The sequence below is a fragment of the Kitasatospora sp. NPDC086009 genome, from assembly GCF_044540385.1.
Lineage (GTDB): Bacteria > Actinomycetota > Actinomycetes > Streptomycetales > Streptomycetaceae > Kitasatospora.
This window is the reverse complement of the sequence record NZ_JBITSA010000011.1, coordinates 58441-77363: the sequence shown is the minus strand read 5'-3', so window position 1 is coordinate 77363 and position 18923 is coordinate 58441. Positions and strand designations below refer to the sequence as shown.

Sequence of the window (18923 nt, the reverse complement as noted above, 5' to 3'; positions counted from 1 at the left end):
AGAACCTGGGATCATGAAGGACACCGGCCCGCACCGCTCCGACGCCGAAGCACGGACGGTCTTCCGGGCGGACTGCCCCAGTCGGCCGATCCTCGATCAGATCGCGGACAAGTGGTCGATGATGGCGATGGCACTGCTGGAACGGCCGACCCGGTTCAATGAACTGAAGCGCAGCCTGGAGGGCATCACGCAACGCGTCCTCACCCAGACACTGCGCCGTCTTGAGCGCAACGGCATGATCCACCGCACGGTGCTGCCGACCTCACCGGTCGGCGTCGAGTACTCGCTCACACCGCTGGGCGAGTCCCTGCGCGAGCCGTTCGGCCGGCTCTACGACTGGACCGTCGAGCACAGCGCGGAGATCCAGGAACGTCAGCGAGCGTACGACACCGCGGCTGACGCCTAGTAGTCGGCGGGGCTGCTGGTCATGGGCCCCCCGGTCAGCAGGAGGGGCGCAAGGTGATCCGGGGGGCTTGTGCCTGCACCTTCGCCCGATGTCGGCCTGGCGGCCGGGCCGCGGCAGCGCGAACTCCCTGGTGGGCGTACTCAGATGGACCCGCGACCTTCGGACAGCAGCGCGCCAAGGGTCGCGCGCACCCTGCTCGCCAAAGTTGAGCCCTTGCTTGTCAAGAAAGCTCTGGCGTCGCTATAACTTTCTCGTCGAGGTGCCCAGGCGGGAGGACAGCGCCGGTCAGATCCGGCGTCATGGCGTCCGTGGGCACCCGTGACCGTTCACGACTGTGAGGAGCTGATCCCCTTGCTGATGCGTACCGACTCCCTGCGCGGAGTGCGCGACCTCGACCGGCTCACCCAGCAGCTGGTCGGCGCCGTCTCCCAGCCGGCGGGGATGCCGCTGGTCGCCTACCGCGACGGCGAGGTGTTCGTGCTGTGCCTGGACCTGCCGGGCATCGACCCGAAGACCATCGACCTGGATGTGGAGCGCAACGTCCTGACCGTGCGCGCGGAGCGCGCGTCCGGGGTGCCGCAGGGCGCGGAGGTGCTGGCGGACGAGCGGGTGCTGGGCCGTTTCTCCCGGCAGGTGTTCCTGGGGGACGCACTGGACACCGAGCGGATCGAGGCCGACTACGACCAGGGCGTGCTGAGCGTGCGCGTGCCGATCAGCGAGAAGGCCCGCCCCCGCAAGATCGCCATCACGGCCAAGGGCGCACGCGAGGCCATCTCCGCCTGACCCCGGCGATGCGGCGTCGATGTCCGCCCCCCGTTCCTGCCGCACCGACCGGCCACCGCGCCCTGCCGGGCTTCGCCCGCCCGCGGCCGCGGGCGGGCACGGCTGACCCGTGGGCATCGTGGTTCTGCTCGAACTGGTCGAGCCGCTGGACGCTCCCGTCCTGGGGGCCAGGGGCGATCCGGTCGACGCCCTGTCGGTGCGGCGGGTCCATGCCGCACCCTCGGATCCGGCCACCCCGCCGCGCGCGGGGCGTGAAGTACCTCTCCGACCGACGCGGAAAATCTGTGCCCGCTGGAGTAGACATTGCCGCGCACCGCGGTTAGTGTTTCTCTCGTAGCAAGCAGTCGAGAGGTACCAGCCAGACACGAACTGGCTGGCCGCAGTGCAGAAGTTCGCAGGTCGGCACGGTTGCAGGGTTCTGAAGCCAGGGATGGTGCAGTAAGGCGACGGGACCGGTGGCCGGGCCGGGCGGCCCGCAGGTATCAGGGGCCGCTACCCGGCGGTACCGCAGTTCAGCAAGGGCAGTACTTCGCAGTACCAGCAGTTGAGCAGTTCGCAGGACACGCCGGGCAGGTGGGCGTGAAGAAGGCGGCGCGGTAGCGGAGTCCCGGAGCCACGGCAGGTGCAGGACGGCGACGGGGCTGGCGACCGGGCCAGGTGGCCCGCAGGTATCAGGGGCCACCACCCAGCGGTACCGCAGTACGGCAAGTGCATTACTCGTAGGTGAAGTTGAGTTCGGAAGTACCGGCAGTCGAAGTACGCGGTACCCCAGTGAAGGCGCCCAGACTGCGGGCCGCGCGTGCTGGGAGTCCGGCAGTGGGGTTCCAAGCCGAGTGGTTGAGCAGGACGGGCAACGGGGCTGGCTGCCGGAACCGGCGGACCATCAGGACCGCCGTAGCAGTACCGGGTAGCTGGCGCTACCCCGCAGTTCGCAGGACCGCAGTACCGCAGTACCCGTATGAGCAGTACCGAGCAGGTCGCAGTACCGAGCAGTTGGAAGTACCCGCAGTACGCAGTAACCGGCCAGTACAGAGGATGAACGGAGGGGAGAGAGCGCCATCAGGATCGCCCGGCCCGTGAGGAACCGACCCGGGCGGATTCCGAAGACCCCAAGGCAAGGACGGTGGTTTCCGGTCACGCATACGCGATCCCCGCACGCCCCTTCCCCCGGGGCAGTGCGGACACATGAAACCCGGCCCGAGAGCCGGTAGATGGTGTAAATCCTTTCGGGGCCCCGGGAGCCACTATGGCCCCGGGGCCCCTCAGCGCGTCCCCCGACACAACAAGAAGAGGTGCAGTGACCACGACAGCCATCCGACCGCATACCCCCGGCTCCCTCGACGACGACGACTACCCCGCCTACACCATGGGCCGCGCCGCCGAGATGACCGGCACCACCCCCGGCTTCCTACGCGCCCTCGGCGACCAGGGCCTCATCACACCCCTGCGCTCGGACGGCGGACACCGCCGCTTCTCCCGCTACCAGCTACGGATCGCCATGCGCGCCCGCGACCTCGTCGACCAGGGCACCCCCGTCGACGCCGCCTGCCGCATCATCATCCTCGAAGACCAACTCGAAGAAGCCCTGCGCATCAACGAACAGCTCCGCCGCGACGCCGGACAGGAACCCGCAGCCGACACCTGACCCACCCACGGCCGACGAGACCGGCCCGCGGTGAGCGACAGGTGCTCACCGCAGGCCGCCCCGGGCCACCAGCCCGTCGACCACCGGCCGGCCACTCCCACCCGCACGGCCCCTCACCGGCGCAGGCCGGCTCCACGCCACCCGGTGGACAGCTCTCCGCCCCGTCGGAATTCACCTCCGGGTCGTTCATCCACTACGGTTTGCCGGCTCATGACACGCGCCCTGCGGCGTGGGCCGGTGGCTTACTTCTCGTTGGCCGTACCGGGCCCGCGCTCCCACTGCGCCCGACCGACCGGCACCCGGGACCGGATCGCCCGGGCCTTCCTGTCGGCGCTCCGTTCCCTTGCGCTGGGCGGGTGGTCGGCGGGTCACCAGCCGCCCCGGCACGGGTGTGGACCGTCAGGTCAGCCGCCCGCAACGCGGGCGCGCCCCGGCCCGCGGAGACCGGGCCGCAAGAAGCACCCGGTGACCATCCCCGCAGAGTTCGGTCACCGTCCTGCCTTGGCCCTCCGCCTGCGGCCGGGAACGGACGGCCACGTGCTCGACGCGATGGGCGAAGTAGACCGGGACACCGGCCCACTCCTGGACACCGCGGTGGGCAGCGCCCTGGAGACACCCTCTGTCCTGCGGAAACTGGTGATCGATACCCCGCAGAGTCCGCTTCGGCCAAAGGGATCCAGGATCCCGTGAACACCCCGCCGTCCCTCTGGGTCCACAGCCTGGAGAGGGCTCTGGGGCGGAGGACGGGCCTAGAGCGGAGGCGAAGCGCCTCCAGGCGGATGCAACGACTGCCGGTGCGCCGACGCCGGCGCCGGCAGCCCGGTTCAGAGGCTGAGCAGGCCGATGGCGTGGCCGTCGTGGTCGACCACCGGCCACACGGCCAGGCCCCGGGCACGCATGGCGGCGGTTGCGACGGCGGCCGGCATGTCGGCGGTGGCGAACGGGGCCCCGCCGAGGACGAGGTCGCGGACCGGGGTCCGTGCGGTGGTCCAGGAGCGGGCCTGGAACGGGGCGAGGTGCAGGCGGGTCAGCAGCCCGGCGCAGCGGCCGTCGTCGTCGCGGACCAGGAGGTGGTCGGCGCCCGAGCTGTCGAGGATGTGGATCGCCACGTCGAGCATGACGTCGTCGCTGATCTGGAGCTCGGGCTGGGTCATGAGGTCGCGGACCGTGGCGGTCGTGGCGGTGCGGTCCAGGGTGAGGGTCATCGGCGGACTCCTTTGGTGTCGTGTCCGCCGGGGCCGGCGGTGGTCGGGGCACGGACGACGGTGGGACGGCCGGCGGGGTCCGCCGGGGGCGGGCCCGGACCGTGGGCACGGCTCGGGCCCGCGCTTGACTTCTAGGCGGCGAGGGCGACGCGGCGGGGTGCCCGGCGGCGGCCGGAGGAGCCCTGGCCCTCGCGACCGGCGGTGACCCGGGCGTCTGCGGCCGGGCGGCTGCGGCGGTTGCGGCTCGTGGAGGTGCTGCGTCGGGGGCGTTCGACGACGGGGGCGGCGATCACGGTGGGGATGCCGGTGGGGACGCGGGCGCCGGTGATGCGGGCCAGGTCCTCGTCGCCGGCGCTGACACGGGTGGTGACGGGGGTGATGGCGGCGGTGGTCATCATCCGGGCCATCTCGCGACGCTGGTTGGGCAGCACCAGCGTGACGACGGTGCCGGACTCGCCCGCCCGGGCGGTGCGCCCGCCACGGTGCAGGTAGTCCTTGTGGTCGGCCGGCGGGTCCAGGTTGACCACCAGGTCGAGCCCGTCGACGTGGATGCCCCGGGCCGCGACGTTGGTCGCGATCAGCGCGGTCACCTGACCGGTGCGGAACTGCTCCAGGGTGCGGGTGCGCTGCGGCTGCGACTTGCCGCCGTGCAGGGCCGCGGCCTTCACCCCGTTCGCGAGCAGGTCGAGCACCAGGCGGTCCGCGCCGTGCTTGGTGTCGATGAACATGATCACCCCGCCCTCGCGGGAGGCGATGTGGGCGATCGTGGCGGACTTGTCGAAGTTCTGCACATGCAGCACGTGGTGCTCCATGGTGCTGACCGCGCCCGCGGACGGGTCCACCGAGTGGGTGACCGGGTCCTTGAGGAAGCGTCGCACCAGGCGGTCGACGTTGCGGTCGAGAGTGGCGGAGAACAGCATCGTCTGGCAGCCTTCGGCGACCTGGTCGAGGAGTTCGGTGACCTGCGGCAGGAAGCCCATGTCGGCCATCTGGTCGGCCTCGTCGAGCACCGTGATGCCGACGCCGTCCAGCTGGCAGTCGCCGCGCTGGATCAGGTCCTTGAGCCGGCCGGGGGTGGCCACCACGACCTCCGCCCCGCGGTTCAGTGCCTGTGCCTGGCGGCCGATCGACATTCCGCCCACCACGGTCGCCATCCGCAGCCGCACCGCGTGGGCGTAGGGGGTGAGGGCGTCGGTGACCTGCTGCGCGAGCTCGCGGGTGGGGACCAGGACCAGGGCCAGCGGGCGGCGGGGTTCCGCGCGCCGGCCGGCGGTGCGGGCCAGCACGGCGAGGCCGAACGCGATGGTCTTGCCGGAGCCGGTGCGGCCACGTCCGAGGACGTCACGGCCGGCCAGCGAGTTCGGCAGCGTCGCGGCCTGGATCGGGAACGGCGTGGTGACGCCCTGGCGGGTCAGCACGGACAGCAGGGCCTTGGGCATGTCCAGTTCGTCGAACGCTTCGACGGCCGGCAGCGCCGGGGTGGTGCTGACCGGCATCGCGAACTCGCCCTGAACGGAGGCGCCCTGACGGGAGCTCCGGCCGCCGGCAGGCCGGTCACCGTAGAAGGAGCTGCCGCCGGCGCGGGACCCATAGGCGCCGCCCGAACGGGAGGAGGAGGCGGAACGGGAGGAGGAGGCGTTCTGGTACGAGGAGCGGCTGGAGCGGTTCATGGGAAACCTTCCTGGGGCGGCACGTCGCAAGGAGGCTCCGCAGCGCGGGGCGCCGGCAGGAGGCCTTGAGGGAACGGGCCGAAAGTGTGGTGCGGGGCGTGGACGGTGAAACCGTGCGGCACGTCACCTCAGGTCGACGCTCACCGCGGAGGGCGGGAGCGAAGAACCTCGAACCGTGGGTGTCACGGCAGGGCGCCGATCCGGACGCGGCGCTGGGCGTCTCGCGTGGGGATGGCCGCCGGCGGCGGAGCCAGGGGGCCGGAAACGGCCGGGGAAAGCGTGGTGGCGCAATGCCGAGGGGCCCGCACCGGGCATCAAGTACGCGGTGCGGGCCCCTCGCTACCAGGCGGGTGCCGTGGCAGAAACTACAGCGGACGAATGTTCTCGGCCTGCGGGCCCTTCTGGCCCTGCGTGACGTCGAACTCGACCTTCTGGCCCTCGAGCAGCTCACGGAAGCCGTTGGCGTTGATGTTCGAGTAGTGGGCGAACACGTCAGGACCGCCACCCTCCTGCTCGATGAAGCCGAAGCCCTTTTCCGCGTTGAACCACTTCACAGTGCCATTAGCCATAAAGAAATCTCCTTCAAGGGGCTGTCCGAAGCGTGCACAGTGCGCGCTCCGAGTCGCCGCGATGAGCACCCACCCGGGGAAGAGCCGGGAAACAAAAAGGCGCCTGCGATACATCGGCAGGCGCACACAAAGTTCATGGGAACCACTACTGCAACTAAGAACACTGTAGCAGGCCCGGGCCCACCACGGGCGGATATTTCACCCCCGGTTCCGCCCGGCCCCTTCCTCGGGGCCGCCGGCCGCGAGGCGCCAAGACGGTCAACACGCTTGCGCGGCAGCCAGATTGAAAACGCACCCCGCCCCTTCGGCGTCGACCACTGGCCCTTCCTCGGAGGGTGAGTCGCGCGGGCGCCGAGCGCCTGCCCCAACCGCGAGAGACCCACGAAAGCGATACGCCAGGCCCACCACCGCCATCCGGGGGCGTACTGGACGGCTTACGCGAAATTCCTGCCGCAACTGCGAAATTGAATGCGCCGGAAGGACCCGCTCCCGCGATTTCCGGCGCATACTGCAGGGAATGACGAAATCTGCAGCAGTCCGCCGCGTCCTGCCCACCAGTCCCTTCAAGGCCCGGATCGAAGCACCGCGCAAGCACTTCGCCGTCGGCGACCGCGTCACCCACGACACCTACGGCCTCGGCCGGGCCATCGGCGTCGAAGGCGACAGCGACATCGCGGTACTCGTCGACTTCGGATCGCGCCAGGAACGCATCACCCAGCCCTACGCCGCCATGTTCAAACTCTGACCCAGGACGCCAGCGGCTCCCAGCCGCGAACGCCGCAGCGCACACGGTGCGCCCCCTGGACGGAGCGCCATCCAGGGGCGCGCACACCCTGGCCCAGGTCGAACGGAGACCACCGGTCCGGCCCTGGAACCCCACCCGCTGTGGCACAAAAGACATGTGACGATACGCCATTGAGGGCCGGCAGCGGGCCGGGCAGGCGATAATCTCCGGGTGTGGATGACAAACATCTGTTTGAGTCCGTCTGCGCAGTGCTTTCCCTCCGGGGGTTCGAGCCAACACCGCCGGAGGCGGCCGGGCTCTCCATTCGGCAGCGCCCGGGGGCCGGCCTGGTGCTGGGTTGGAGTCCCGGCCAGGACCTGATCGGCCCCTCCCTCCAGGCCTGTCCGCATCCCGCCGACGCCGCCGGGCGCACCGAGTTCCGCGGCATCCGCAACGCGCTCATACTCGCCCTGTCGGAGATCCTCGGCGCCGCGGGCTTCACCGTAGCCCCCCTCGGAACCGACCTCCTCGTCACCGCCGGCCCACACGATCCAGGCGATGCCCCGGCCCTCACGACTGCTCCGATCTGCCCCGCACCGCGGCGCACCCGACCGGCACGTCGAACCGCCGCCGCTTAGAAGTCCTAACAGAGGCGTTGGACGTGGCGAGGCGGGCGGCGGCCAGTTCCTCGTCATCCTGTCCACCGGCCGCCGCTGGCCGGGGATCACCGACGCACACCCGCACCCAGCTGAACGGCCGGCGACCGGTCGAGGCCGGCCGGGCCGCTGTGACGCCCCCGGCCCGGGTCAGCTAGCCAGAAGGCGAGTATCAGGGCGCCCGTCACCAGTGCGGTCAGCACCGGGGCCCCCATTGGCCACAGCACAGTGGGAAGTGCCTGGACGTACCGGGTGCGAGCACGGCGACCACCGGTCTCATCCAGTACGCGTGCACCGCGAACACGGCCGACCCGGCCAGTGCGGGGGACATGGTCCGGCTCAACGAGGCCTTCCGTACCTGGGGTGACCACGGCAGGGGATCCAGCATCACCCTGGCCCACTCCGGGATGGCCCTGACCGCGTCCGGCGGGGCCGGCTCGGCGGTGGTCCAGGCACCGAACACCGGTGCCGCCAACCAGGTGTGGGACCTCGTGCGGGCCTGAGTCCGTGCGCCGCCGCCGGGCTGCGCCGTCCGGCCGGTGAGAACGTGCCCGCGGCGTTCTCACCGGCCTCCCCCGCGCCGCTTCACCGACAGCGCGCCCGGCGACAGCGCGCCTGCCGGTTCAGTACGCTGACGGAACGTCGGACGGGCCCGGCCGGACAGGGAGACGCCGGGCCGCCACAGGACCGAAGCGGGAGAGGGCCGATGAGCGGATGGACGGCGGAGATCCGGGCGCGCGTGGCGGAACCGCGGATCTGGTTCGTGGCGACCACCGGGGCGGACGGCGCGCCGCACGTCACACCGATGTGGATCGGCATCGAGGGTGACCGGGTCTTCTTCAACACCTCCCTCGGCCGGACCAAGGAGCGGAACCTGCGCCACGACCCCCGCGTGTGCCTCTCCCACGCCGATCCGGCCGATCCCTTCGACCGGATCCAGATCCACGGCCGGGCTGTCGAGTTCGTGACCGGCGACCAGGCCGACCGGCAGATGGACCTCCTCGCGCACAAGTACCTCGGCGTCGAGCGGTACGGCTGGCGGGTCCCGGGTGAGCGGCGGGTCACGGTCTTCATCGAGCCCGCCCGGATCCGCCGCGTCGTCGGCGTCGAACCGCTGCCGGCGGCCGCCCGGTTCGCCGACTGACCCGACGGCGGCTGTCTGGCTCGGAAAGTCATCGCCGCAGGTGAAACGAGTCTCGACGCGGCGCCCGGCCAGCGCCGGCGTCACCCCCCACCCCACCCGGTACTGGGGGGGACAACAGGCCCGGAACATGGCCGCCGACCCCGGCAGGCGCACAGGATCCCTGCGCTTCCCACCGCCGTGGGCGACCTCGCGGGCCGCCGACTCCCGCGCACCCGCGTTCTCGGCGGTGTCATCGACGAGTACCGATACGCAGGTTGACCAGCGGCGATGACTTTCCGGGCCCCACAGCTTCTGTCCGGGGCTTCGATCTTCCCGTCCCCGGCCTCGCGCCGGTGGGTCAAGGTTGGTCTGCTCATGACTGGCGAAAAGTCTGGCTGCTGCCCGAACACCACCCGGACGGCCGTCACTTGGGGCCTCGGCCCTGTAGTAGACAAGATCGGCGACAACGGCGCCGCCCGCAGTGGCGCCGCCCCCTTCCACCTGCAGGAGGACCCATGGCATCGGCCCAGGAATGGACCCTGAAGAACGGCACGGCGCGGGTGTTTCCCGCGAACGGCAGCACCCTCGTCAAGCCGCTCATTCTCGCCGCCCAGGGCAAGGGCCCGGCAGACCTCACCACGCCCGAGGCCCACGCCGAGGCCACGAAACCGACGGACCTCGCCGCGTTCGAGGCCGGCGTCGACGACCCCTCGTACTCGTTCCTCGGGGAACTGCGCGCACGCGGCTACGACCTCATCCTGGTCGGCTACAACAAAGGCGTGACCCGGCTCGCCGACCAGTCGCAGGCGGTGATCGGAGCCATCCACCAGGCGGCCTACGAGTGGGACGGCGACGGCCTGCTCACCGTGGGCGGCATCGGCCGGGGCGCCCTGGCGGCTCGTCACGCCCTCACGAAGATGGAAGTGGAGCGTCAGGACCACCGGACTCAGACCTACTTCTCCTACAACGGCAGCGCGCCCTTCGAGGAGGAGAGCACCGACCTGCGGCGGCTGGGCGGCTGGCCGCTGCGGCCCATCAAGTTCAAGCTGGTCAGCGGCGACTTCACCAGCCGACTGAACGACGACGACTTCGACGAGAGCACCCTCGGCGCCGCCAACACGGGGAAGTCGCTGATCACCAAGGAGCTCGGCTCCTGGCTCCTGAACAAGCTGAACTGAGCAGCGACAGCCGTCTCGTCGCGTCACGGGCCACCAGTCCGCTCGGCGGGCAGTGATGTCGCGAAGGGCGGGCCGGCAGCCCATCTTACCGGCCCGCCCTTCGATAGTCGTCGGTCCCGCTCCGCTCGCCCGCGGCCCTGCAGTCGGGGCGTAGCGCAGAGTGACAGCCCACGCGTGGCAGGAGCTCCCCGAGCCTCGGTGCGGTGGGCTTCGTCGGCAGGGGCATCGATGGGCCACAACCGCGCCCGTCGTGAATGCCAGCAGCACTCATATGGGTGAAGCTGGGACTCTCTCGCATTGCGAGGGCGGCCGGGCGCGGTGCGCTGACGACTATGGGTATGGGTACCGCCTCGGTTCCCCCGACAGCTGGAGAGCATCGTGAATGACGACGTGGTGCGCATCGCCCCTTGTGAGGACCAGAGCGCGGAAGAAGTCGCGGAGATCCTTTCCCAGGCGGCAGCCGAGCAAGGCATCGAGGACGAGGTCGTGGTCGACGGGGAGGAAGTGATCGCTCCGCGCTCCCTCATGACCGGATCGGCTCCCGTCGTGGGGGTCGGGTTCCCGCCGCCGCCGGCGGCGGATACGAATCCCGACGGGCCGCCCACCAGCGGCCAGTTCTACCGGTTGCAAGGGCCGATCGCTCTGGGCTGACGCATCGCGGACCGCGACGGGGGCGGCTTCGTCGTACTGGCCGAGCCAGTGCTTGCTTCCTCAAGTCGTGGATATAGATCGGGCGTTGCGGGCGTTGGGTGAGTTGATGGGGTGATCCGGGGGGGTGTGCCGGGGTTGTCGCGGGCCCGGGCCGCTGTGGCGGCGGACGAGGAGAGGGTGATCGTCAGATCGGCCGGGGCGCTCAGGGGGCCCGTGACATCATCGACGGCATCCCGCCCTGACCCTCCCCGGTACACCACGGCGCCCCCGCCTTCATCAGGGCGAGGGCGCCGCCTATGCGTACGCGCACGGTTCAGGCGTCCACGACGCCGTCGGGCTTGGGCCGCTCCGGGGCCATCCGGATCAGGGGTTGGCCTGTCGGACCCACTTCTGGCCGTTGCCGCCGTTGCAGGTCTGCTGGACGAGCAGGCTGCCGCTGCCGGTCGCGCCGCCCGCGACATCGATGCACAGACCCGAGCCCGCGGCGCGAAGGGTGCCGTCGGGGTAGAGCCGCCACTGCTGGTTGGTGTTGTGGGAGCCGCATCCCCAGACGGTCACCTTGCCGCCCGGAGTGCTCTCGCCGTTGTTGTCCAGGCACACGTCGTAGCCGCGGGGGTCCGTCGCGCCCAGGCGCAGGAAGCCCTGGATCACGCCCTGGGGGCTGAGGGGGGTGGTGGGCACCGGGGAGGTGGACACGCTCGGGGAGTCGGGCAGGAACTTCCAGATCTGCTTTCCGGTGCCGTCACAGGCCACGATGTTCGTCTGCGCGCCCCAGGGCTCCTGGCTGGGCGAGTTCAGGCAGAGACCGGAGGCCGAGCCCTTGATGGGGCTGGTACTGGTGAAGCCGCGCACGACGTGCTGGCCCGACCCCGACGGCGTGCTGGCGAAATTGGACTGACCCGCGCAGCTGCCGTACTCGTAGACGTTGTTGACCACGCCGGACAGGCCGCCCGCGTCCGTACTGCTGGGGCCGCCGAAGTAGGCGTCGGACACAGTGTTCTGAGCACAGGTGCCGGCGGCGTTGTAGTAGACGTACTCGACGAACCCGCTGCCCGAGGAGGTGAGCAGACCGCTCGGCACCGTCCAGCTGCCGATGTGGGCCACGAGCTGCTGGGGGTTGGCGGAGTCGTACACGTCGCCGGTCCAGGTGTTGGTGGTGGACGTGCTCGCGGTCCGCTTCACCGTGAGGTTGTAGGTGTGGCCGTATACGGCGTTGAAGAGGACGGAGCACGACTGGCCGGCGTCGCCGTCGGCGCCCGGTCGGCAGTTGGGGTCGTTGCTGGAGGTGTCTCCGGGGGTGCCGGCGCCGCCGGAGGCGAACACCGAGAAGATGGCACGGAACTGCTGGGTGTTGCCGCTGGTCGGCTGGGGCTGCAGGCCCGTGTAACCGGTCCGGCCGTTGGCGACGCTGAACTGCTGGGCGTAGTAGAGGCCGGTCTGCTCGCTCGCCGGGTTGACCGCCATCGGAAAGGTGATGTTGGTCAGATGCCCCGAGGGCGCGTTGGGGACCGACCAGCCGAGGGACACGTTGCCGCCGAGACCGAAGTCGACAGCCGACGCCGGCGCCGGCGTCGGGGCGAACAGCAAGAGCGCCGCAGCCGCCACCGCGGCGCCGCAGCGCCGCAGTGTCGAGGGGAGGGACATGCGATTTCCTTCCTGCCGCCCGTGCGCGAGAGGCCATCAGCGGCATGACTGGAGGTGCTGGTGCGAACTGCCGGGAGAAACGCTTCGAACGGAACGACGACGCGAGCCGGAGCTTCCAAGGCCCGTGCGCACGTCCCATCACGATGCGATGCACAAAGTATTCACACAGTTACCGCCAGTGAGGAGGCATTCCTTCAAATCAGCCACCTTCCATCCGTGAAATGACGGAAATCCCCACTATGATGCCGTGCCCGGTGTCGGCGATGCGGTGGTCGTGGGTGTTCCAGGACTTCATGGAAGTGGTGTCCTCTTGGCCGGCGGGGCGGGGCGGACGGCCTCACCGCACACCGAGCAGCAGCCCCGGACCTGCCACCGCGCGGGCTGCCAGGACCACACCCAGTGCCGCGAGCATCCGCTGCGGGACGCGCGTGCGCCGACCGTAGCGGCAAGATCAGCCCTTCGACCTGCTCCGCGGACGTCACCCGCTGGCCCGCTGTCGTCGCAGAACAGCCGGCGCACCGACAGCTCGGTCCCGACGCCATGCCGCTGACCGGCCGCCGCACGGCGCATCCGCCAGGTGCCCGTACCTGGTGTGCTCCCGGCCGGCTATCCACAGCTGTCGAGTAGCGGTGCAGGTCAGACCGTCCTCACGTCGTCAGCCACGTAGGGTGGGGATCCTCTGGAGGGGTGCTCAGTCACTCGGTACCGAAGGAGGCGGTGCTCGCGCTGCTTCGGTGATCTCGACTGCCTGATCGGCCGGAGGACCATGACAACGGTGGGATGCGGTCGCTCGAGCTCACCGAGGACGAATATGCGAGAACTGTCGAAAGCCCGCGTGGTGCACGCCTTGCGGGAGTGACGTACGACCCGCTGAACTGCGCGACGAGGGCATGGACGTCGAGGAGTGGGACTCCGGTGCCAGGTTCGCAGGTGCGCGGGAGGTCGGGGATGTGCGCTGTGGGGACAGGACACAGGCGCGCTCGGACAAGCGCAGGTTCCCCGCCAGTCGGGATCGTGACAACCGTCGCGTCCGGAGCCGGGCGTGGAGGGCCCGGCCGCGCGACAGCCCCTTCGCGGGCGCTTCGGACTGAGCGAAAGCCTGCCGGTCCAGAGGGTCAGAACTGGCGGGACTGCTTCCACCAGATGCTTCCGCTTGCCGTGGTAGCGAGGAGGTAGACGGTCGCGGCGTACGCGACGAGTGTGGGACCGTACCGGGCGACGAAGCCGTTGACTTCAGCGCTCCAACCGCCAGTCCAGCCGCCGGTCGCAAAGACCGAGGCCAACTGAAGCCGCTGGGTCCCCTGCTGGCGAACCGCTATCTGGCCCCGCCCGTTGTTCGCCATCGCAATCGCCGGCTGGGCATCTGTCAGCACTCCAGGCAGGATCTCCTGGGACTGCCAGCTGCCGGAGCCGTAGTTCTGGCGGATGACGTTCACCTGGTTGTCCGTGCCCCGCCACGTTCGTCTGGGCGCCGGCCATCTGGACGGGGGCTCCGTGGTTCACGGAGATGTAGACGTTGTTGTTGGTCCACCCGCGCCAGACCTGGACCAGCGTGTTGCCGTCACGGGCTTCGGACATGTCTCCGTCGGAGTAGACCGGCGCGTTGTTCTCGATCTCCTGGCTCCACCCGTTGCTCTCGCCGGGTTCTGCGGCGAACGCTGCCGAGCTGGAGAAGAAGAGGACGGATGTGGCCGCGACGAGCGCGACTGGAAGCAGTCGCCAGCGCTTGACGTGAGAATTCGACTTCATTCCTTTCCCGGGGGTTTCAGGGCTTTCGCACATATCTCGCGGTGGCACCCGGGGGTCTTATGCGTGCGACGAATGGGAGGCGGTTGACCTCTTCCCGCACTTCCGCTGGCCGCGTCGGACGCGTTCACACGGCGGGGGCCGCCTGGGGGAGGTTTCGCAGCAGGCATGAGAGCTGGCGCAGGAGCACCCTTCCGCAGATTCTCTGCCGTGTTCTTCGGCGGGGATCCGGTGGCCCCGCCTGGACCGTCAGTCGGTGACGCCGGCCAGATGGCGAGCGAAGTAGGCGGTGAGTTTGCCGACGGCGGGGTCGATGTACTCGGCCTTGTCGTAGAGGTCGACGTGGCTGGCTCCGCTGATCCAGTGGATCTCCTTGGGGCCGGTGGCACGCTGGTGTGCCTCGACGGCCATCCAGGCGGTGATTGCTCGCTCCCCGATGATCTGGAGGACTGGGCGGGGGCCGATCAGCGGGACGGCGAAGAACGGGTCGTAGCCGGCGAGCCGGTCGACGCTCTCCCAGGCCAGGAATTTGGCGGACCGCTCGTGCGCGCCACGCGTGGTGCAGTAGTACTCGAACCCCTCGACGCCGTGCTCACCGCCCAGGGCGCGTGCTTGCTCGGCGGTCTGCGGGAACATCGTCATCACGCCGGGCTCCTCGCCACGGGCAGCGGCGGTACGGGCCCGGGCGGCTTCCACCAGCAGAGTCCGGAAAACAGCCGGGTCCTGGCTGCCGTCGGCCCCCAACCGGAACTGGCGCGAGGGGTCGGCGGTGCTCACCGTGGCCACCGCCCGCACCCGACTGTCACCGCTCGCGGCAGCCAGTGAGTAGCCACCCGAGGCACAGATACCGAGCAGGCCGATCCGCTCCGCATCGACCTCCTCGCGGGTGAGCAGGTACGACACCGCGGCCTTGAAGTCCTCCACCCGCTGGGCCGGGTCCTCCAGCCCTCGTGGAAGGCCGCCGGACTCGCCCTGGTGGGCCGCGTCGAAGGCGAGGGTGAGGAATCCACGCTCCGCAAGCTGTCGCGCGTAAGTGCCGGAGGTCTGTTCCTTCACTCCTGTTCCGGGGTGACCGACCACCAGCGCAGGGAGCGGACCCTGGGCAGCGTTGTCGGGAATGTAGAGGTGTGCGGCGATTCTGATGCCGGCGCTGTCGAAGCGGACGTCCGTCCTGGGCATGGGGCAGAGTTTCCTGTCAGTTGGGGGTGCTTGCATTCCCTCGCCCGTCGAGGGCTACCCGCGGTTCCTGGAAGCGGGTCGCCTTGTCGTTGTGCTCGCGCGGGGAGGGCCTCGGCCACCCTCGGCCGCGGCTTTCCAGACGCCCTGCCCGCCCTGCGGTAGGTCCGGTCACCGGGCGGCCGGGCTTTCCCGTCCACTGTTCCGCTGGGCGCCGCAGCGGCACCTCAGTCATCTGACGTCGGCTGCCTTTTGGGTCATGCCCCTCCCGCGACAGTTGGCCGGCTGGGAGCGTCGGCCACGCGGATCACCGTCGCCGCCGTTGATGTTCCGCCGTTGCCTGAGTCCTTGCCGTTGCTGGGCTGGAACCGGAGCCGTAGGCGCGGCGCGGGCGGCGTGCGACGGGGCCGTCGTGTGTTCGGCTGCCAAAAGACCCGGCAGCGTGCCGAGCTGAGCCGCGTGCGGGCCGGAGTGGCGAGGGTGGCGCGTCGACGTGGCCGGGGCTTCAGTCGTAGTGAGATCGTCAAGTAGCCACATGGCACTTACACGAGATCGCTTACACGCCCGGAGGACGGCCCGCAGGCCGCTTGATCACACGATCGTGAGGTGCCCCGGTTCATGCGGTGGTGGGTGGTTTCGACGCGCACCGGTGAGTCGGTCGCATCGCCGCGGACCACGCGGTCAGGTGGCGACTACGGGGCGCGGAGCGCTCCCCGACAGCTCCTGGTCTCCCGCATCTGTCGAGCTCAGGGGGCGTGACATGATTCGAGCGTGGCTCTTGTGACTGGCGCTGAGTACTTTCCGCCCACCGACCGCGTCGCTCTTGTCGAGCTGTTCGCTGCCGCGCGAGCGGGGCGCGGCGGCGCGGCGGTCGTTCGCGGGGAGGCGGGCATCGGCAAAACCACGTTGTTGCGCCACGTCACCGAGGAGTTGGAGGGTGTGCGGCTGCTGTGGGTGAACGGGGCCGAGTTCGAAGCGGACTTCGCCTACGCAGCGGTGCACCAGCTCACTCGCTCGTTGCACGACCGGATCGAACGGTTGCCCTCCGCCCACCGGGAGGATCTGGCCGTGGCCATGGGGCTGCGGGAGGGTGGCACACCGAACCGCTTCACCGTCGGCCTCGGTCTGTTGGGCCTACTGTCCGACGCCGCGGGCGAGGAGCCCGTGGTGTGCGTCGTGGACGACGCGCAATGGCTGGACCGGGCATCGGCACAGGTACTGGCGTTCATGGCCCGGCGGATCGCGGACGAGCCGGTGTCAATCGTCTTCGGGGTCCGCGACCCGCACGTGGTCCGTGAGCTCGAAGGGCTGACCGCACTGACGTTGTCGAGGTTGCCCGACCGGGCCGCACGGGTCCTGCTCTCCTCCGGTCTCCCGGGCCCCTTGGACGAGCGAGTCCGCGAACGGATCCTCGCCGAGGCGCGCGGAAACCCGCTGGCGTTGCTGGAGCTGCCGCGCCGGCTCGGTCCCGCCGGTCTGGCCGGCGGATTCGGGCTGCCGACCCCGGTCTCGCCGGCCAACCGCATCGAACGGAGTTACCAGGAGCGAGTCTCCCGACTGTCCCGGGGCGCACGTACTCTCCTCCTCGTCGCCGCCGCGGAACCGACGGGCGATCCGGATCTGCTGTGGCGGGCGGCCGACCTGCTGGACGTGGGGCCGGAAGCCGGGTCCGAAGCCGAAGCGACGGATCTGATCGAGTTGGGCGGGCAGTCCCGGTTCCGGCACCCGCTGGTGCGCTCGGCGGTGTACACCTCCGCGTCGTCGGCCGAGCGACGCCGCGTCCACGGGGCGCTCGCCGACGTCACCGATCCGCTCACGGCGCCCGACCGGCGTTCGTGGCACCGGGCGCAGGCCGCGTCCCGGCCCGACGAGGAGGTCGCGGCCGATCTGCTCCGCTGCGCGGAGCGCGCACGGAGCAGGGGCGGTGCCGCGGCCGAGGCCGCGTTCCTGGAGCAGGCCGCGGCCCTCACAGCCGATCCCCGGCTGCGGGCCGGGCGCAGCCTCGCCGCGGCGCGGGCCGCGCTGGAGGCCGGTTCCTTCGAGAACGCGGTCACCTTGGTCGAGGCGGCCGAGGGCGGTCCGATCGACGGCACGGGCCGGGTGGAGGCCGAACTCGTGCGCGGACAGGCGGCGTTCTTCCGCGACGGCGCGGCCGACGCGGTCGGTCACCTCATCGTGGCCGCGGGCCTCGACCCCCGCCGGGCCCGGCTCCACCTGCTGGACGCCCTGCAGGCGGGCCTGGTCGTCGGCCGCGCCTCCCCCGCCGCGCGCGAGGCGCTCCAGGCGGCCCGGCGGGCACCCGCCGCGCTGGGGGAACGTTCCACCGGCGACGAACTGCTCGACGCGCTCGTCGGCTACCTCGACGGTGACCTCGCGGTCGTGCCGGGGCTGTTGGAGCTGCTGTCGGACGTCACCGATCCGCTCTGGGCGCGCCGTCTGTCGCTCGCGGCGCTGCTCGCCATCGAACTGTGGGACGTCGCCCTGGAGGAGCAGCTCGCCACCCGGGCCGTCGAGGCCGCCCGCGTCGGCGGAGCGCTGGTGATCCTCCCGGTCGGGCTCTGGATGCAGGCGATGGCGGCCGTCCAACGCGGTGACCTGGTCGCCGCCTCGGCCCTGAACAGCGAGGCCGACGGCATAGCCGAGGCGACCGGAGCTCCTCCCCACTGGTACGGCCGGCTTTACGCCGCCGCGCTACGGGGGAAGGCCGCCGAGGCGCAGCCTCTGATCGACCAGGTCCTCGCCGAGTCGCACGCGCGGCGCAAGGGCATGCTGACAGCGACCGCCCATGCGGCGGCTGCGCTCTACGCCAACGGGGTCGCCGACCACCGGGCGGCGCTGGCATCGGCCCGGTCGGCCCTCACGGACGGCGAACTGGGGGTCTCCAGCCTCGCGCTGCCCGAACTGGTCGAGGCGGCCGTGCGGTGCGGCGAGGACGGCATCGCCCGCGAGGCGTTCGCGCGGCTGTCGGACCACACGTCCGCGGCGGGCAGCGACTGGGCGCTGGGCGTGCGTGCGAGCCTCGCCGCCCTGCTGTCGGACGACCCGGAGGCACTGCACGCCGAGGCGGTGGCCAGGCTGGGCGCCGCCGGCCTGCGGGCTTGGCACGGCCGGGCCCTCCTGCACCAAGGGGCGTGGCTGCGCCGTGACGGCCGCCGTCCGGAGGCGCGTGACGCGCTGCGCGCGGCTCACGAGTCGTTCACCGCGATCGGGGCGGAGGGGTTCGCCGAACGGGCCCGGGTCGAGCTGGCCGCCGCGGGTGAACACGCCAGGTCCTCCGTGCTCGGCGTCATGGAGGTGCTGACGGGCCAGGAGTTGAACATCGCCAGGCTCGTGGCGACCGGAGCGACCTCCCGGGAGGTGGCGGACCGTCTGTTCCTCAGCCCCCGCACCATCGACGCCCATCTGCGGAGCGTCTTCAGGAAGCTCGACATCACCTCCCGCCGCCAGCTCGCCGACGTGCTCGGCCGGGCGTCCTAGCGTTCCGGCCGTCTCCCCCGTTCCGCTGGTCAGCGGCCGGGAAGCGGGGAGGTGGGCGGGCCCGGATGCCCACGGCGGCAGGGGCCCGCCTCCGGCGGGTCGGCCACCGGTGCGCGCGGTCGGCTTCCGCCACGTCCGGGCCTGTTCGACCTGACCCGGCAGGACGTGGACACACCTGGCTACCGCGGCTGTGCCGCCCCGACGTCACCCGTGGGTCCCCCGACGCCGACCACCTCGTCGACACCGCGACCGTCGCGGACAAGGAGGAGG

General features: G+C 70.9%; 16 protein-coding genes. 10 read left to right on the top strand and 6 right to left on the bottom strand.

All coding sequences use genetic code 11. The features are described 5' to 3' along the window. Window positions 1-13: 13 nt before the first annotated feature. The 3 genes from ACIF6L_RS24685 to ACIF6L_RS24675 all read left to right on the top strand — a co-directional run bounded on the left by ACIF6L_RS24685 (window position 14) and on the right by ACIF6L_RS24675 (window position 2834). Window positions 14-406, top strand: coding sequence for a winged helix-turn-helix transcriptional regulator (locus ACIF6L_RS24685; protein WP_396491170.1), 393 nt, complete (start codon window positions 14-16; stop codon window positions 404-406). Window positions 407-757: 351 nt separating this feature from the next. Further along, a complete protein-coding gene (locus tag ACIF6L_RS24680) occupies window positions 758-1189 on the top strand; it encodes an Hsp20/alpha crystallin family protein (RefSeq protein WP_396492576.1) in 432 nt (143 codons plus the stop codon). Window positions 1190-2555: 1366 nt separating this feature from the next. Then, window positions 2556-2834 carry a MerR family transcriptional regulator gene (locus ACIF6L_RS24675; protein WP_396491200.1) on the top strand — a complete coding sequence of 93 codons (279 nt, stop codon included), beginning with the start codon at window positions 2556-2558 and terminating at the stop codon, window positions 2832-2834. A gap of 824 nt (window positions 2835-3658) precedes the next feature. On the opposite strand, the gene ACIF6L_RS24670 is transcribed toward ACIF6L_RS24675, so the two are convergent. The 3 genes from ACIF6L_RS24670 to ACIF6L_RS24660 form a co-directional block, all read right to left on the bottom strand. Further along, window positions 3659-4039 carry a CBS domain-containing protein gene (locus ACIF6L_RS24670; RefSeq protein ID WP_396491168.1) on the bottom strand — a complete coding sequence of 127 codons (381 nt, stop codon included), beginning with the start codon at window positions 4037-4039 and terminating at the stop codon, window positions 3659-3661. A 131-nt stretch (window positions 4040-4170) separates the two neighbouring features. Continuing rightward, window positions 4171-5709 (bottom strand): DEAD/DEAH box helicase, encoded by a 1539-nt coding sequence (locus ACIF6L_RS24665; protein ID WP_396491167.1) that lies wholly within the window; start codon window positions 5707-5709, stop codon window positions 4171-4173. Between the two features lie 365 nt (window positions 5710-6074). Then, window positions 6075-6278: a cold-shock protein gene (locus ACIF6L_RS24660; protein WP_030918248.1), complete on the bottom strand. Its 204-nt coding sequence runs from the start codon at window positions 6276-6278 to the stop codon at window positions 6075-6077. 517 nt (window positions 6279-6795) lie between these two features. Between ACIF6L_RS24660 and ACIF6L_RS24655 the strand changes: the two genes are divergently transcribed. The 6 genes from ACIF6L_RS24655 to ACIF6L_RS24630 all read left to right on the top strand — a co-directional run bounded on the left by ACIF6L_RS24655 (window position 6796) and on the right by ACIF6L_RS24630 (window position 10610). Continuing rightward, on the top strand, window positions 6796-7023 hold the full coding sequence (locus tag ACIF6L_RS24655; protein WP_328954395.1) for a hypothetical protein: 228 nt from the start codon (window positions 6796-6798) through the stop codon (window positions 7021-7023). Between the two features lie 212 nt (window positions 7024-7235). Continuing rightward, window positions 7236-7640, top strand: a complete 405-nt coding sequence (locus ACIF6L_RS24650) for a hypothetical protein (RefSeq protein ID WP_396491166.1) — start codon at window positions 7236-7238, stop codon at window positions 7638-7640. Window positions 7641-7987: 347 nt separating this feature from the next. Continuing rightward, entirely contained in the window at window positions 7988-8161 is a 174-nt protein-coding gene (locus ACIF6L_RS24645; protein WP_396491165.1) for an RICIN domain-containing protein, read from the top strand. 203 nt (window positions 8162-8364) lie between these two features. Then, window positions 8365-8802 (top strand): PPOX class F420-dependent oxidoreductase, encoded by a 438-nt coding sequence (locus ACIF6L_RS24640; RefSeq protein ID WP_396491164.1) that lies wholly within the window; start codon window positions 8365-8367, stop codon window positions 8800-8802. Window positions 8803-9296: 494 nt separating this feature from the next. Then, entirely contained in the window at window positions 9297-9959 is a 663-nt protein-coding gene (locus tag ACIF6L_RS24635) for a hypothetical protein (RefSeq protein ID WP_396491163.1), read from the top strand. Between the two features lie 378 nt (window positions 9960-10337). Beyond that, entirely contained in the window at window positions 10338-10610 is a 273-nt protein-coding gene (locus tag ACIF6L_RS24630; RefSeq protein WP_396491162.1) for a hypothetical protein, read from the top strand. A gap of 363 nt (window positions 10611-10973) precedes the next feature. On the opposite strand, the gene ACIF6L_RS24625 is transcribed toward ACIF6L_RS24630, so the two are convergent. The 3 genes from ACIF6L_RS24625 to ACIF6L_RS24615 form a co-directional block, all read right to left on the bottom strand. Further along, window positions 10974-12254: an RICIN domain-containing protein gene (locus ACIF6L_RS24625; protein WP_396491161.1), complete on the bottom strand. Its 1281-nt coding sequence runs from the start codon at window positions 12252-12254 to the stop codon at window positions 10974-10976. 1115 nt (window positions 12255-13369) lie between these two features. After that, window positions 13370-13690, bottom strand: a complete 321-nt coding sequence (locus ACIF6L_RS24620) for a hypothetical protein (protein ID WP_396491160.1) — start codon at window positions 13688-13690, stop codon at window positions 13370-13372. Window positions 13691-14249: 559 nt separating this feature from the next. After that, a complete protein-coding gene (locus ACIF6L_RS24615) occupies window positions 14250-15179 on the bottom strand; it encodes an alpha/beta hydrolase (RefSeq protein ID WP_396491159.1) in 930 nt (309 codons plus the stop codon). Between the two features lie 768 nt (window positions 15180-15947). Between ACIF6L_RS24615 and ACIF6L_RS24610 the strand changes: the two genes are divergently transcribed. Beyond that, complete coding sequence (locus tag ACIF6L_RS24610; RefSeq protein WP_396491158.1) at window positions 15948-18653, top strand: AAA family ATPase; 2706 nt, start codon at window positions 15948-15950, stop codon at window positions 18651-18653. The last annotated feature ends 270 nt before the right edge of the window (window positions 18654-18923 follow it).

What these genes read in the sequence shown, in the direction of transcription:
- ACIF6L_RS24640 (WP_396491164.1), top strand. Translation starts at nt 8,365, where the DNA reads ATGAGCGGATGGACGGCGGAGATCCGGGCGCGCGTGGCGGAACCGCGG.
- ACIF6L_RS24675 (WP_396491200.1), top strand. Translation starts at nt 2,556, where the DNA reads ATGGGCCGCGCCGCCGAGATGACCGGCACCACCCCCGGCTTCCTACGC.
- ACIF6L_RS24615 (WP_396491159.1), bottom strand. Translation starts at nt 15,179, where the DNA reads ATGCCCAGGACGGACGTCCGCTTCGACAGCGCCGGCATCAGAATCGCC.
- ACIF6L_RS24635 (WP_396491163.1), top strand. Translation starts at nt 9,297, where the DNA reads ATGGCATCGGCCCAGGAATGGACCCTGAAGAACGGCACGGCGCGGGTG.
- ACIF6L_RS24645 (WP_396491165.1), top strand. Translation starts at nt 7,988, where the DNA reads ATGGTCCGGCTCAACGAGGCCTTCCGTACCTGGGGTGACCACGGCAGG.
- ACIF6L_RS24685 (WP_396491170.1), top strand. Translation starts at nt 14, where the DNA reads ATGAAGGACACCGGCCCGCACCGCTCCGACGCCGAAGCACGGACGGTC.
- ACIF6L_RS24625 (WP_396491161.1), bottom strand. Translation starts at nt 12,254, where the DNA reads ATGTCCCTCCCCTCGACACTGCGGCGCTGCGGCGCCGCGGTGGCGGCT.
- ACIF6L_RS24665 (WP_396491167.1), bottom strand. Translation starts at nt 5,709, where the DNA reads ATGAACCGCTCCAGCCGCTCCTCGTACCAGAACGCCTCCTCCTCCCGT.
- ACIF6L_RS24655 (WP_328954395.1), top strand. Translation starts at nt 6,796, where the DNA reads ATGACGAAATCTGCAGCAGTCCGCCGCGTCCTGCCCACCAGTCCCTTC.
- ACIF6L_RS24670 (WP_396491168.1), bottom strand. Translation starts at nt 4,039, where the DNA reads ATGACCCTCACCCTGGACCGCACCGCCACGACCGCCACGGTCCGCGAC.
- ACIF6L_RS24660 (WP_030918248.1), bottom strand. Translation starts at nt 6,278, where the DNA reads ATGGCTAATGGCACTGTGAAGTGGTTCAACGCGGAAAAGGGCTTCGGC.